The sequence below is a fragment of the Bacillus sp. ME78 genome, assembly GCF_903970865.1.
GTDB classification, from domain to species: Bacteria; Bacillota; Bacilli; order Bacillales; family Bacillaceae_G; genus Bacillus_A; species Bacillus_A cereus.
The window spans coordinates 121,827-135,709 of the sequence record NZ_CAJCKK010000001.1; the positions used below are offsets into that span (position 1 = coordinate 121,827).

Consider the following 13,883-nt stretch of genomic DNA (forward strand, 5'->3'; position numbering starts at 1 on the left):
CTTTTTTCGTTGTGCATTAAAGGTGGTGATTATCATAGAGCTGAATAAACGGCAAGAACATATCATTCAGATTGTAAAAGATCACGGTCCTATTACAGGGGAATCAATTGCAGCGCAATTGGGTCTAACACGTGCAACGCTAAGACCAGACTTAGCAATTTTAACGATGGCTGGTTATTTAGAAGCACGTCCACGCGTAGGTTATTTTTATACGGGTAAAACTGGGGGGCAGCTATTATCTGAAGCTGTTAAGAAAATTAAAGTACAAGATTATCAATCTAGACCGGTTGTAATTGATAAAAATGTTTCCGTATACGATGCAATTTGTACGATGTTTTTAGAGGACGTTGGTACATTGTTCGTTGTAGATCAGATGACTCTATTAGTTGGTGTTGTGTCTCGTAAAGATTTATTAAGAGCGAGCTTAGGAAAGCAGGATTTAACCTCTCTTCCGGTTAATATTATCATGACAAGGATGCCAAACATTGCGATGTGTCGTAGAGAGGATTCTTTATATGATATTGCGATGGAATTAATAGAAAGACAGATTGATGCAATGCCAGTTGTAAAAGATACGAAACAAGGTTTAGAAGTGATTGGGCGAATTACAAAAACAAATATTACACGTGCGTTTGTAAATTTAGTAAATAACGAATAAGTGTAATTTGTTTAAAGTGAGGTAATGTAATGGATAATAAAATCGTATATGTCGTATCTGACTCTGTAGGGGAAACGGCTGATTTGGTTGTTCGAGCAGCAATGGGGCAATTCCCGTTTGCTCCTGATATTAGACGTGTACCGTATGTAGAAGATACAGGGACATTAAAAGAAGTGATTTCGATTGCTAAGAGTAATCAAGCACTTATATGTTTTACGTTAGTTAAGCCTGATATGCGCCAGTATTTAGTAACAGAGGCTGCAAAAGAAGGGGTAGAGGCATACGATATTATCGGCCCTCTTATTGATCAAATTGAAGAAATTACGGGGCAAGTGCCGAGATATGAGCCAGGTGTTGTCCGTAGGTTAGATGAAGAATACTTTAAAAAGATTGAAGCGATTGAGTTTGCTGTGAAGTATGATGACGGCAGAGATGCACGAGGTATTTTAAAAGCAGATATCGTGTTGATTGGTGTTTCGCGTACATCAAAAACACCACTTTCCCAATATTTAGCTCATAACAAACGCTTGAAAGTTGCGAATGTACCACTCGTGCCAGAAGTTGACCCACCTGAAGAACTATATCAAGTGGCAAAAGAAAAATGTTTCGGTTTGAAAATTACGCCAGATAAGTTAAATCATATTCGAAAAGAACGATTAAAATCACTTGGATTAAGTGATGGAGCAACATATGCAAATATTAATCGTATTCAAGAAGAAATTGATCACTTTGAGGAAGTAATTAGTAAAATAAATTGCCAAGTAATCGATGTATCGAATAAAGCGATTGAAGAAACAGCAAATATTATTGTGAATGCAGTGCAAAACCAAAAAATGTTTTAGCACATTTACCAAAGGTGAATGTGCTTTTTTCGCTCGTGTGAAATATGATACCTATGGATTTTGTAATAGATTGTAGTGTAATGGTTATACTTATACTCCTTTGTCTTTTAGTATATTCAAGGTGTGAGTTTGTCATCCTGAAATGTAAGCTGAAAAAATAAAGGGATATGTAGCGTAGTTGAAGAAAATATATTATAATAAAAAATTGTGATAAAAACCTATATTTTACGTTTAGACTTTAATTTTTCAGAATAAACTAGGGATAGGATTTACGAAAAAGACATGTAATTACGTTAAATCGACAAAATCTATACAAGAAAACGCACATTATGGAAGGATTCACAGAAGGGATGTAGAATACAGAAATATGCAAAACATCAACAACATATTAGTTGGTGTAGATGTATATCCCGTGAAGGCTGAAATTGTGCAAGTTGGAGCGGAATTTCATGTCGGAATTTTGTTTGTCGCATCATATGCTCATCCTTTAAGGAAATAGCAAGGCAATTGGATCATTGTAGATACTGAACAAAATGGAGTTGATTGTTATATGGATCAACATGAAAAAGTTACAGATTTCAAGATCAAACAGTATATGTGGCTTGCTACTCTTCTTGTAAAAAGGTGTATATGTATTGTTTCTAAGAGATACATTTGTAACAGATGAGCAAATGTATACAATTTTATATAGCAAGTATGTATATGCGATTTATGCAGATAAAGGACCTATAGGAAAGGTTCAAAATCGTTTATACAATGTAATCGGCAACACTTTCTAACAAGTTTAGAAAAATATTGTCGAATTATAAAGGAATTTTTTAATTTATATCGAATACAAAATACGACACGGAGATGGAGTTATGGGGAACAGAATTCCCGAAGAAGTTGTTGAACAGATTCGGACATCATCCGATATTGTAGAAGTCATTGGTGAATACGTTCAACTTAGAAAACAGGGGCGTAACTATTTCGGCCTTTGTCCATTTCATGGTGAGAATTCTCCTTCATTCTCTGTTTCATCTGATAAGCAAATTTTTCATTGCTTCGGATGTGGAGAAGGTGGAAATGTATTTTCCTTTCTAATGAAAATGGAAGGACTGGCTTTTACCGAGGCTGTTCAAAAGCTAGGTGAAAGAAATGGAATTGCGGTTGCAGAGTACACATCAGGACAAGGGCAACAAGAAGACATATCTGATGACACTGTCATCATGCAACAAGCTCATGAATTATTGAAAAAGTATTATCATCATTTATTAGTAAATACGGAAGAGGGAAATGAAGCACTTTCATATTTATTAAACCGTGGTATTACGAAAGAGATGATTGAGAAGTTTGAAATTGGTTATGCATCACCTGCTTGGGATGCAGCGACGAAAATTTTACAAAAAAGAGGTTTATCGCTGTCTAGTATGGAACAAGCTGGCCTTCTAATAAGAAGTGAGAAGGATGGTAGTCATTACGATCGCTTCCGTGGAAGAGTTATGTTCCCGATCTATACGTTACAAGGTAAGGTGATAGCGTTTAGTGGAAGGGCGTTAGGGGATGACACTCCGAAATATTTAAATAGCCCTGAAACACCGATTTTTCACAAAAGTAAATTGTTGTATAACTTCCACCAAGCAAGACCGTTTATTAGAAAGCGTGGGCAAGTGGTTCTTTTTGAAGGATATGCCGATGTACTAGCTGCGGTAAAAAGTGGTGTGGAAGAAGCTGTTGCGACAATGGGAACAGCTTTAACTGAAGAACAAGCAAAACTTCTGCGACGTAACGTTGAAACTGTTGTTCTTTGCTATGATGGTGATAAAGCAGGGCGAGAAGCGACGATGAAAGCAGGGCAATTATTGCTAAAAGTTGGTTGCCAAGTGAAAGTCACATCCTTGCCAGATAAGCTTGATCCTGATGAATATGTGCAACAATATGGGACTACCGCTTTTGAAAATCTTGTGAAATCAAGTGTGAGTTTTGTTGGTTTTAAAATAAATTATTTGCGTTTAGGGAAAAATTTGCAAGATGAGTCTGGCAAAGAAGAATATGTGAAAAGTGTTTTAAAAGAGTTATCGTTGTTACAAGATGCGATGCAGGCAGAGTCATATTTGAAGTCATTATCGCAAGAATTTTCGTATTCAATGGAAACACTTTTGAATCAATTGCACCAATATCGCAAAGAACAAAAGGTACAGCAAAAACAAATAAAGCAGGTTGCTAAACCGTCTCAAGTCGTTCAAACAAAACCGAAGTTAACAGGTTTTGAAAGAGCGGAAAGAGAAATTATTTACCATATGTTGCAAAGTGCAGAAGTAGCTGTTCGTATGGAATCCCATATAGAAGATTTTCATACAGAAGAACATAAAGGGATTTTATATGAACTATACGCATATTATGAAAAGGGAAATGAACCTTCAGTCGGAACATTTTTAAGTTGGCTCTCTGATGAAAAGTTGAAAAATATTATCACTGATATTTCGACGGATGAATTTATTAATCCAGAATACACAGAAGAAGTGTTGCAAGGCCATTTGGAGACGCTTAGGCGGCATCAGGAAAAACTTGAAAAGATGGAGATCATCTTTAAAGTGAAACAAATGGAAAAAACAGATCCTGTAGAGGCTGCTAAATATTATGTAGCATATTTACAAAATCAAAAAGCGAGAAAATAGCTTTTTTGATAAAGTTTTAGTATAATGAATGTTTGTATCTCGCGTAAGGAGGGGAACAGATGGCTGACAAACCAGCTCGTTCTAAACAAATTGAAACTGAAATGACCCTTGAGCAAGTGAAAGAACAACTCACTGAGCTCGGAAAAAAACGTGGCGTTCTTACATATGAAGAGATTGCAGAACGCATGAATGGATTTGAAATTGAATCCGATCAAATGGATGAATACTATGAATATTTAGGTGAACAAGGCATTGACTTAGTTGGTGATAATGACAACGAAGAAGGCCCTAATAATCGCCAAATTACAAAAACAGAAGAAGAGTTTGACCTCAATGATTTAAGTGTACCACCTGGGGTTAAAATCAACGATCCTGTTCGTATGTATTTAAAAGAAATTGGTCGTGTAGACTTACTATCTGCAGAAGAAGAAATTCGACTTGCAACGCGTATTGAAGAAGGCGATGAAGAAGCGAAACGTCGTCTTGCAGAAGCAAACTTACGTCTTGTAGTAAGTATTGCAAAGCGCTACGTAGGCCGTGGTATGCTTTTCTTAGACTTAATTCAAGAAGGTAATATGGGTCTAATTAAAGCTGTTGAAAAGTTCGATTATCGTAAAGGTTTCAAATTTAGTACGTATGCAACTTGGTGGATTCGCCAAGCTATTACACGTGCGATTGCGGACCAAGCGCGAACAATTCGTATTCCAGTTCATATGGTTGAAACGATTAATAAGTTAATTCGTGTACAACGTCAATTATTACAAGATTTAGGTCGCGAACCGTCTCCTGAAGAGATTGGTGAAGAAATGGATCTTGCTCCAGAAAAAGTACGTGAAATCTTAAAAATTGCACAGGAGCCAGTTTCTCTTGAAACACCAATTGGTGAAGAAGATGACTCCCATTTAGGTGACTTTATTGAAGACCAAGAAGCAACATCGCCTGCGGACCATGCAGCCTATGAATTGCTAAAAGAACAATTAGAAGATGTGTTAGATACACTAACAGATCGTGAAGAAAATGTTCTGCGTCTTCGTTTCGGTTTAGATGATGGACGAACTCGTACGCTTGAAGAAGTTGGGAAAGTATTCGGCGTAACGAGAGAGCGTATCCGTCAAATTGAAGCAAAAGCACTTCGCAAATTAAGACATCCAAGTCGTAGTAAGCGTCTTAAGGATTTCTTAGAATAGGTTATTTTTTAAGTTTACTTCACCTTTGTGAAGTAAACTTTTTTATTTTGTTAATTTTTGTTAAAATTTAGCTATCGGCAACGATTACAATTTCTTGTAATTTATTTTACAGAATTGTCTTTTGATTTGCAAATGCTCATTTTTCGATTTTTCGATTAATTTTGTTTATTCTATACAAAAATATATGTAGAAAAGCGAAAAATATGATGAGAAACGTTAATAATTATCGAAATAATAAGCTATATGACAATAAAAAACAATAAACTGAATTTATGGAATATTTTTAACAAGTAGTAGTTTTCTCTTTTCTGATAGAGCGTTTTCAAGTACAATGGAAATGACTGAATCATCTAACTATTTAGGGGTATAGAGGGGGGAGAAGAGATATGAAACGTAATCCGCTGATTCCGTTCGCTCTTATTGCAGCATTGGGTATTATCGTTATGTTTGTATTTTCATTTCAGGGGCTAAATAAATCTAAAGAGTTAGCTGATGCAAAAAATGGCGGGAAGCCAGCACAAACAGCATCAAAACCAGAGGATATTGTGAAGCAAAGCTGTACGAGCTGCCACGGTGATCAGTTACAAGGGGCAGTAGGACCTAACTTACAAAAAATTGGTGGGAAACTTTCAAAGGATGAAATTAAAGAAATTCTTTCGAAAGGAAAGGGCAATATGCCTGCTAATATAGTTCCAGCTGATCAAGCCACTAAAGTAGCTGATTGGTTATCGAAGAAAAAATAAAGTTCCGTATGACAAGTCTTTTGCTTATGCAAAGGGCTTGTTTTTCTATATTTTCTAAAATACGATGAATGATAGAGAAGTGAATTGTTGTTATAGGCTTGCAACAACTACTATAAATTCATTATCATGGAGACAGACTGACAAGAGAAGGAGTAATGGAAATACATGAATGAAGTAAAGCTTTCAAAACGATTAGAAGAAGTTGTGCGTGAAATACCGGTAGGATCTACAGTTGCTGATATTGGATCGGATCATGCGTATTTACCGTGTTATACAATTATAAATAATATTGCTACAAAAGCAGTTGCTGGAGAGGTTGTAGATGGACCGTTTCGCTCTGCACAAGCAACTGTAGCTGAAAGTGGCTTGCAAGATAAAGTAGATGTGCGTAAAGGGAATGGATTAGCTGTTATAGCGCCAGGAGAAGTAGATGTAATTACGGTTGCTGGAATGGGCGGAGCGTTAATTCGTGACATTTTAGAAAGTGGTAAAGAAAAATTAGAAGGTGTAACACGTTTAATTTTACAGCCGAATATTGCAGCACATCATATTCGTGAATGGTTTGTTGAAAATGGTTGGGAGCTTATCCATGAAAAAATCGTAAAAGAAGATGGGAAAATTTATGAGATTTTAGTAGGAGAGCGAGGAAATGTCGAAGCACCTTACTCGGAAAATAAACAAGCGGGATTGTTTATGGGGCCATTTTTAATAAAAGAAAAAAGTGAAGCTTTCGTTGAAAAATGGGAAGGGGAATTGAAAAACTTCCAAAATATTTTAAAACAGTTAGAACGTGCGGCTAATTCTGAAGAAACAAAAGCGAAACGTGCAGAAGTAGAAGCGAAAATGAAAATGATAGGGGAGATTTTATCATGAGTAAAATTCCAAACGGCCATGAAATTATTTCTTTATTTGAAAGTATGTATCCGAAGCATCTGGCGATGGAAGGAGATAAAATTGGTCTGCAGATTGGAGCGCTTAATAAATCTGTACAACACGTATTAATTGCATTAGATGTAACGGAGGAAGTTGTGGAGGAAGCGATTCAATTAGGGGCGAATATCATTATCGCGCATCATCCTTTAATTTTTAATCCGTTAAAAGCGATTCATACAGATAAAGCGTACGGAAGAATTATTGAAACGTGTATTAAAAATGATATTGCCATTTATGCAGCGCATACAAATGTGGATGTTGCCAAGGGCGGGGTAAATGATTTACTTGCTGAGGCGTTAGGGTTGCAAAATACAGAAGTTTTGGCACCGACATATGCAGAAGAAATGAAAAAAGTTGTTGTGTTTGTGCCAGTAACTCATGCAGAGGAAGTACGAAAAGCATTAGGAGACGCAGGTGCTGGTCATATCGGCAATTATAGCCACTGTACGTTTAGTAGCGAGGGTACAGGTACGTTTGTACCTCAAGAGGGGACAAATCCTTATGTAGGGGAAACTGGACAGTTAGAGCGCGTAGAAGAAGTGCGGATCGAAACGATTATTCCAGTTTCACTACAACGAAAAGTGATTAAAGCAATGGTAACGGCACATCCATATGAAGAAGTAGCGTATGATGTGTATCCACTTGATAACAAAGGCGAAACATTAGGGCTTGGGAAAATAGGATACTTAAAAGAAGAAATGACACTTGGACAGTTTGCAGAACATGTAAAGCAATCATTAGATGTAAAGGGTGCACGAGTTGTTGGGAAATTAGATGATAAAGTGCGCAAAGTAGCTGTACTTGGTGGTGATGGTAACAAATACATCAATCAAGCTAAATTTAAAGGAGCAGATGTATATGTAACAGGTGACATGTATTATCATGTTGCTCATGATGCGATGATGCTCGGTTTAAATATAGTTGACCCAGGACATAACGTTGAAAAAGTAATGAAGCAAGGTGTGCAAAAGCAATTACAAGAAAAAGTGGATGCAAAGAAACTCAATGTACACATTCATGCTTCGCAATTACATACAGATCCATTTACATTTGTATAAGAAAAATAAAAACCGTTGCTCATATAGGCAACGGTTTTTATTATTGTTCTTTTTTCACTTTTACACGAGGTAATATTTTTTGTAACGGTACTTTTCGAACTCTCTCCCATGTAGCGGGATTCATTGGGTCATATTGATCTAAGAAAGCGATAACTTCTTTTGTAATTGGAGTTGGAGTAGAAGCACCTGCTGTAACAGCTACGTTTTCTACACCTTGTAGCCACTCTAATTTAATCTCACTTACGTCTGCAACGCGGTATGCTTTCGTACCAGCAATTTCTTGTGACACTTGTGCTAAACGGTTTGAGTTGTTACTTTTCGGATCACCGACAACAATTGTTAAGTCTGCAACATCAGCTTGTTTAGCGACAGCTTCTTGGCGAACTTGAGTTGCTAAACAAATTTCTTTATGGAATTCTGCTGTTGGGAATTTTTTTTGAATGTCCTCCATTAAATGTTGAACATCCCATTGACTCATCGTTGTTTGATTCGTTACTAAAATTTTATCTGTTGGGATTTCTAATGTTTTTAAATCATCGGCTTTTTCGATAAGGTGAACGATGTCAGGTGCAATACCAACTGCGCCTTCTGGCTCTGGATGATTTTTTTTACCGATATAAATGACATGATACCCTTCCGCTTTCTTAGCTTCGATAAGGTCATGTGTCTTGGTAACATCTGGACAAGTGGCATCGATTGTTGTTAAACCTTTTTCTTTTGCGCGTTGTTTAACTTCTGGAGAAACACCGTGTGCAGTGAAAATAACAGTACCAGAATCAATTTTATCTAAAATTTCTAAGCGACTTGGACCGTCTAATGTGATGATTCCATCTTCTTCAAAAGCGTCTGTAACATGTTTATTGTGAACAATCATACCTAAAATATAAATGGGTCTCGGCAATGATTTATCTAATGCGGCGTTACGTGCAATTACCATTGCATCGACAACACCGTAGCAATAACCACGAGGGGAAATTTTAACAATTTTCATATGAGTAATCCTCTCCTTCTAAACAAGGGATACTTTTGTGCATAGTCTTTTACATTATAAAGGAGGAGTGGATAGAAAACAAAGGATTGTTACACATATAGTTTTGGTTTTGTTGCTGTTTTTTGAACAGGCTCCTCTCGTAATTCTTTTTCTATGACTGGCTCAATCACTATTTTTTTTCTTTTTCTTTTTTTTTGTGGAGGAGGCGGAGTTGCTACCTCAACCTTTTCTGTTATGTCTTCAGCCTGATTTTTAGTTGAATCTTCTTCCGTACTTTTTCCAGAGGTGAGGATTTTAACAATACTTGGTAGGTTACGCATAATAGGGCCGTACTGTTCGACGACAGGGCTTACAGATTGAACGACTTGGGATACTTTTTCTATATTGTTTATCATATTAGTTGGATTCGAAATTAAATTCACAAAAAAACTGCCGATGCCGCTACTGGATGCTGCTGTAGTTGTTGCACCGCCGCGCGTTTCGTTTGATTCGTACATTTGAGGGGGAATCATTTGCTCTGGATGCTGCTGCATGTATGGTTGATATTGCTGTGAGTACTGCTGTGGGTATTGCTGTTGATATTGGGGTTGATATTGTTGCCGATATTGAGGTGGCGGTTGCTGGTGCTGGTGCATCATTGGTGGCGGTCCTTCCATTTGTCGATAAGGCGGAACCATTTGCATGTAAGGTTCGGTTGGATCGTGTTTTTTAAAGAGTTTAGCAAGGAACCCTTTCTTTTTTTGTGCCATCGGTGGTAGTTGTGGAATTGGATATGGTGTATAAGGTTGCTGCCCTTGATTCGGATACATTTGTCTTGTGGGAGATTTTGGAAACATGTGAGAAATCCTCCTTTCTTCAGTTAGGTATATACACATACAATATGCAATAAGGGGGAAGAAGGTTAGTTTTTGAAGGGAAAACCTAAACTAAAGATGGATTTTACTTGTAGATTTCGATATAATGTAGACTTGACTGATTTGTGCGCGCAGTAGAAATTTAGAAAGAAGGTGTAACTTATGACACAACAAACTTTTACACAGTATGATTTTAAACCATTTTTAATAGATGCAGTTCGTGAACTACGCTTTACAGAGCCGACAGGAATTCAGCAGAAAATTTTCCCGGTCGTGAAAAAAGGTGTAAGTGTAATTGGACAATCCCAAACAGGTTCTGGGAAAACACATGCATACTTACTTCCTACATTGAACAGAATTAATGCAAGCCGTGAAGAAGTACAACTTGTTATTACAGCACCTACTCGTGAGTTAGCACAACAAATTTACGAAGAGATTGTGAAATTAACAAAATTCTGTACGGAAGATCAAATGATTACAGCGCGTTGTTTAATTGGTGGAACTGATAAACAACGTTCAATTGAAAAGTTGAAAAAACAACCTCATATCGTAGTCGGGACACCAGGACGTATTAAAGACTTAGTAGAAGAACAAGCATTATTTGTTCATAAAGCAAATACGATTATTGTCGATGAAGCTGACTTAATGCTTGATATGGGATTCATTCACGATGTAGATAAAATTGCAGCACGCATGCCTAAAAACTTGCAAATGCTAGTTTTCTCTGCAACAATTCCTCAAAAACTAAAACCGTTTCTGAAGAAATATATGGAGAATCCAGAGCATGTTCATATCAATCCAAAACAAGTTGCAGCTGGAAACATTGAACACTATTTAGTGCCTTCTAAACATCGTAATAAAATTGATTTAGTGAATAAAATGCTACTTCAATTTAAACCGTATTTAGCAGTTGTTTTCACGAATACGAAAAAAATGGCAGATCAAGTTGCTGATGGATTAATGGAACGCGGCTTAAAAGTTGGACGAATTCACGGGGATTTATCACCACGTGATCGTAAAAAAATGATGAAACAAATTCGTGACCTTGAATTCCAATATATTGTTGCGACTGATTTAGCAGCACGTGGTATTGATATTGAAGGAATTAGCCATGTTATTAACTATGAGCTACCATCAGATTTAGATTTCTTCGTTCACCGCGTTGGAAGAACAGCACGTGCGGGGCATTCTGGTATTGCAGTGACGATTTATGATCCAGCAAACGAAGAAGCATTAGATAGCTTAGAAAAACAACGTCATATCGAGTTTAAACATGTAGATTTACGCGGAGATGAGTGGGCGGATTTAGGTGAGCGTCGTCGTCGTAAGAGCCGTAAAAAACCAAATGACGAACTTGATGTTATGGCAACGAAAGTTATTAAAAAACCGAAAAAAGTAAAACCAAACTATAAACGTAAACTTGCAACAGAACGTGACAAAGTGAAGAGAAAATATAGCAATAAAAAAAGATAAGGGGTTTCCCTTATCTTTTTTTAATCCCGCTAATTTAAATGAAGAGTATAGTCTGTTTAAATACTCATATAAATTTGTGTAGTGCGTCTTTTGTGAACAAACAATTCACTACATATTTCTACAAATTATGCTATCATTATATCTATTGTATATTGAAGAGGTGATTGTATGTTAAAGATTGGATCTCATGTTTCCATGAGTGGTAAGAACATGTTATTAGCAGCAAGTGAAGAGGCTGTTTCATACGGTGCAACAACGTTTATGATTTATACAGGTGCACCGCAAAATACACGAAGAAAACCAATTGAAGAATTGAACATAGAAGCAGGAAGAAAACATATGGAGCTGAATGGTATTGAGGAAATTATCGTCCATGCGCCGTATATTATTAATGTTGGGAATACGACGAAGCCAGAAACATTCCAATTAGGTGTAGACTTCCTTCGTATGGAAATTGAAAGAACATCGGCATTAGGTGTAGCGAAACAAATTGTTCTTCACCCAGGAGCGCACGTTGGTGCTGGAGCAGATGCTGGTATTCAACAAATTATTAAAGGGCTTAATGAAGTACTAACGCCAGAACAGACGGTTAACATTGCGTTAGAGACGATGGCAGGAAAAGGAACAGAATGTGGTCGTAGCTTTGAAGAAATTGCAAAGATCATTGATGGCGTAAAATATAATGAAAAGCTATCTGTATGCTTTGATACGTGTCATACGCACGATGCAGGATATGATATTGTAAATGACTTTGACGGTGTATTAAACGAATTTGATAAGATCGTTGGTATAGATCGTTTACAAGTACTTCATATTAATGATAGTAAAAATGTACGCGGAGCAGGAAAAGACCGTCATGAAAACATCGGATTTGGTCACATTGGGTATAAAGCGTTGCATCACATTGTACATCATCCACAGTTAATGCATGTACCAAAAATTCTTGAAACACCGTATGTAGGGGAAGATAAAAAAGATAAGAAGCCACCATACAAATTGGAAATCGAAATGCTGAAAAACGGTACTTTTGATGAAGGGCTTCTTGAAAAAATTAAAGCGCAATAAGGAGGGGATTTCCCCTCCTTATTTTAGTAATTGCTGAAATAATGTATTTACTTGTTGGGCAGTGGCAGGGGAAGTTACTTTTGCGATCTGTTTTAAGAGCTCTAGTCGCTCGTTGTTATCGTAAATATTAATATTTTTACCTTTCATAAGTAAAACGATTTGGTCAGCTTGTGCAGTCGTAATAGAAACTTCATATTCTTTGCTATATTTTAATAACTCTTTTGTAGAAATATGATTTAATTTTTTATTAACAATTTGTTTAATGAGGTTCATCTTGTTATCCTCCTTCACGCGTTCTTCTATCGAAATATATGAGCATATAGCTTGTACATATTCGTATAGAGTTTCTTTTTTCATGAGGAAAAGAAGCGTATGTTATAATATAAGGACAAAACTACAGAAAAAGAGTAAAGGGAGGACCTATGGAGCAAAAGCAACATCGAAAAGAAAGTGTTATTCATCTCATTTATCGTTTAGTTATGATTATTTTTGGGGCAGCATGCGCAGCGGTAGCGATTGAACTATTTTTAATGCCAAATAAAATTATTGATGGTGGAATTATTGGTATTTCTCTTATATTAGATTATCTTACTCCTAATATTTGGTGGTTAAGTTTTTCTACTTTAGTCGTTGTTCTCAATATCCCATTTATGTATTCGGGTTATAAGCAAATTGGAAAAACATTTATGTTATCTTCGGCATTTGGTATTGTAGCGTTAGCGTTCATTGAGTCAACGTTACATGCGGTGCCACCGTTTACAACAGAGCCTATTTTAGCGACTGTGTTTGGTGGTCTTATTTTAGGTCTTGGTGTAGGACTTGTAATTCGTCATGGTGGATCGTTAGATGGAACTGAAATTATGGGGATTTTATTAACGAAGAAATTACCGTTCTCTGTTGGTGAATTCGTAATGTTTGTGAACTTATTTATTTTTGCATGGGCAGCATTTGTGTTTGGTGTGGAACAAGCGATGTATTCTGTTATGACGTACTATATTGCATTTAAAACGATCGATACAGTAATTCAAGGGCTAGATGAAACGAAAGCAGTTTTAATTGTATCTGATCAATATGAGGAAGTATCAAATGCGATTTTACATCGACTCGGCCGTGGAACTACAAAGCTTGTAGCAAAAGGTGGTTATACAGATAAAGAAAAAGAAGTTATTTATGCAGTTGTAACGCGTCTAGAAGTGACGAAGTTAAAGTCAATTGTGCATGAAATTGATGAAAATGCGTTTGTTACGATTATGAGCACGCAAGAGACAAATGGTGGTAAGTTTAAATCGGCTATTCACTAAACGTATATAGGAATATTTTTCGAAAGCAGAGAATTTTTCTCTGCTTTTTGTTATAATAGTAAGGTTTCTTGAAAAAATAGATATATTTTAGGCAGATTGGTTTACAACTATAATAAGCTGT

General features: G+C 36.5%; 14 protein-coding genes. 11 read left to right on the forward strand and 3 right to left on the reverse strand.

Annotation, left to right across the window (positions count from 1 at the left end; genetic code table 11):
- The first annotated feature begins 25 nt into the window (after positions 1 to 25).
- From H6481_RS00650 to H6481_RS00685, 8 genes are all read left to right on the forward strand, one after another.
- Positions 26 to 658, forward strand: a complete 633-nt coding sequence (locus H6481_RS00650; RefSeq protein WP_000583756.1) for a helix-turn-helix transcriptional regulator — start codon at positions 26 to 28, stop codon at positions 656 to 658.
- A gap of 29 nt (positions 659 to 687) precedes the next feature.
- Positions 688 to 1,500 carry a pyruvate, water dikinase regulatory protein gene (locus H6481_RS00655; protein ID WP_000368944.1) on the forward strand — a complete coding sequence of 271 codons (813 nt, stop codon included), beginning with the start codon at positions 688 to 690 and terminating at the stop codon, positions 1,498 to 1,500.
- Between the two features lie 635 nt (positions 1,501 to 2,135).
- The gene (locus tag H6481_RS00660; protein ID WP_000479733.1) at positions 2,136 to 2,279 is read left to right on the forward strand and encodes a hypothetical protein; all 144 of its coding nucleotides are present in this window, start codon (positions 2,136 to 2,138) and stop codon (positions 2,277 to 2,279) included.
- Positions 2,280 to 2,360: 81 nt separating this feature from the next.
- Positions 2,361 to 4,157 carry a DNA primase gene (gene dnaG, locus H6481_RS00665; RefSeq protein WP_000528221.1) on the forward strand — a complete coding sequence of 599 codons (1,797 nt, stop codon included), beginning with the start codon at positions 2,361 to 2,363 and terminating at the stop codon, positions 4,155 to 4,157.
- Between the two features lie 59 nt (positions 4,158 to 4,216).
- Positions 4,217 to 5,344: an RNA polymerase sigma factor RpoD gene (gene rpoD, locus H6481_RS00670; RefSeq protein ID WP_000764066.1), complete on the forward strand. Its 1,128-nt coding sequence runs from the start codon at positions 4,217 to 4,219 to the stop codon at positions 5,342 to 5,344.
- Positions 5,345 to 5,730: 386 nt separating this feature from the next.
- Positions 5,731 to 6,087, forward strand: coding sequence for a cytochrome c550 (cccA, locus tag H6481_RS00675; RefSeq protein ID WP_000828142.1), 357 nt, complete (start codon positions 5,731 to 5,733; stop codon positions 6,085 to 6,087).
- 165 nt (positions 6,088 to 6,252) lie between these two features.
- On the forward strand, positions 6,253 to 6,960 hold the full coding sequence (locus tag H6481_RS00680) for a tRNA (adenine(22)-N(1))-methyltransferase TrmK (protein ID WP_001006547.1): 708 nt from the start codon (positions 6,253 to 6,255) through the stop codon (positions 6,958 to 6,960).
- Positions 6,957 to 8,078, forward strand: a complete 1,122-nt coding sequence (locus H6481_RS00685; RefSeq protein ID WP_182810917.1) for a Nif3-like dinuclear metal center hexameric protein — start codon at positions 6,957 to 6,959, stop codon at positions 8,076 to 8,078. Before H6481_RS00680 ends, H6481_RS00685 begins: the two co-directional genes overlap by 4 nt.
- Before the next feature lie 40 nt (positions 8,079 to 8,118).
- Here the strand turns inward: H6481_RS00685 and H6481_RS00690 are convergent, their stop codons facing one another.
- Positions 8,119 to 9,069, reverse strand: a complete 951-nt coding sequence (locus H6481_RS00690; protein WP_000706657.1) for a 4-hydroxy-3-methylbut-2-enyl diphosphate reductase — start codon at positions 9,067 to 9,069, stop codon at positions 8,119 to 8,121.
- Positions 9,070 to 9,158: 89 nt separating this feature from the next.
- A complete protein-coding gene (vrrA, locus tag H6481_RS00695; protein WP_182810919.1) occupies positions 9,159 to 9,905 on the reverse strand; it encodes a VrrA/YqfQ family protein in 747 nt (248 codons plus the stop codon).
- A 180-nt stretch (positions 9,906 to 10,085) separates the two neighbouring features.
- Between vrrA and H6481_RS00700 the strand changes: the two genes are divergently transcribed.
- Both H6481_RS00700 and H6481_RS00705 read left to right on the forward strand, forming a co-directional pair.
- Positions 10,086 to 11,396: a DEAD/DEAH box helicase gene (locus tag H6481_RS00700; RefSeq protein ID WP_182810921.1), complete on the forward strand. Its 1,311-nt coding sequence runs from the start codon at positions 10,086 to 10,088 to the stop codon at positions 11,394 to 11,396.
- A gap of 168 nt (positions 11,397 to 11,564) precedes the next feature.
- The gene (locus H6481_RS00705) at positions 11,565 to 12,461 is read left to right on the forward strand and encodes a deoxyribonuclease IV (RefSeq protein WP_000912471.1); all 897 of its coding nucleotides are present in this window, start codon (positions 11,565 to 11,567) and stop codon (positions 12,459 to 12,461) included.
- Positions 12,462 to 12,479: 18 nt separating this feature from the next.
- Here the strand turns inward: H6481_RS00705 and H6481_RS00710 are convergent, their stop codons facing one another.
- Entirely contained in the window at positions 12,480 to 12,734 is a 255-nt protein-coding gene (locus tag H6481_RS00710; protein WP_001048958.1) for a DUF2624 domain-containing protein, read from the reverse strand.
- A gap of 149 nt (positions 12,735 to 12,883) precedes the next feature.
- Between H6481_RS00710 and H6481_RS00715 the strand changes: the two genes are divergently transcribed.
- The gene (locus tag H6481_RS00715) at positions 12,884 to 13,762 is read left to right on the forward strand and encodes a YitT family protein (protein ID WP_000435960.1); all 879 of its coding nucleotides are present in this window, start codon (positions 12,884 to 12,886) and stop codon (positions 13,760 to 13,762) included.
- Positions 13,763 to 13,883: the final 121 nt, after the last annotated feature.

What these genes read in the sequence shown, in the direction of transcription:
- H6481_RS00690 (WP_000706657.1), bottom strand. Translation starts at nt 9,069, where the DNA reads ATGAAAATTGTTAAAATTTCCCCTCGTGGTTATTGCTACGGTGTTGTC.
- H6481_RS00705 (WP_000912471.1), top strand. Translation starts at nt 11,565, where the DNA reads ATGTTAAAGATTGGATCTCATGTTTCCATGAGTGGTAAGAACATGTTA.
- dnaG (WP_000528221.1), top strand. Translation starts at nt 2,361, where the DNA reads ATGGGGAACAGAATTCCCGAAGAAGTTGTTGAACAGATTCGGACATCA.
- rpoD (WP_000764066.1), top strand. Translation starts at nt 4,217, where the DNA reads ATGGCTGACAAACCAGCTCGTTCTAAACAAATTGAAACTGAAATGACC.
- H6481_RS00700 (WP_182810921.1), top strand. Translation starts at nt 10,086, where the DNA reads ATGACACAACAAACTTTTACACAGTATGATTTTAAACCATTTTTAATA.
- H6481_RS00680 (WP_001006547.1), top strand. Translation starts at nt 6,253, where the DNA reads ATGAATGAAGTAAAGCTTTCAAAACGATTAGAAGAAGTTGTGCGTGAA.
- vrrA (WP_182810919.1), bottom strand. Translation starts at nt 9,905, where the DNA reads ATGTTTCCAAAATCTCCCACAAGACAAATGTATCCGAATCAAGGGCAG.
- cccA (WP_000828142.1), top strand. Translation starts at nt 5,731, where the DNA reads ATGAAACGTAATCCGCTGATTCCGTTCGCTCTTATTGCAGCATTGGGT.
- H6481_RS00655 (WP_000368944.1), top strand. Translation starts at nt 688, where the DNA reads ATGGATAATAAAATCGTATATGTCGTATCTGACTCTGTAGGGGAAACG.
- H6481_RS00715 (WP_000435960.1), top strand. Translation starts at nt 12,884, where the DNA reads ATGGAGCAAAAGCAACATCGAAAAGAAAGTGTTATTCATCTCATTTAT.
- H6481_RS00710 (WP_001048958.1), bottom strand. Translation starts at nt 12,734, where the DNA reads ATGAACCTCATTAAACAAATTGTTAATAAAAAATTAAATCATATTTCT.
- H6481_RS00685 (WP_182810917.1), top strand. Translation starts at nt 6,957, where the DNA reads ATGAGTAAAATTCCAAACGGCCATGAAATTATTTCTTTATTTGAAAGT.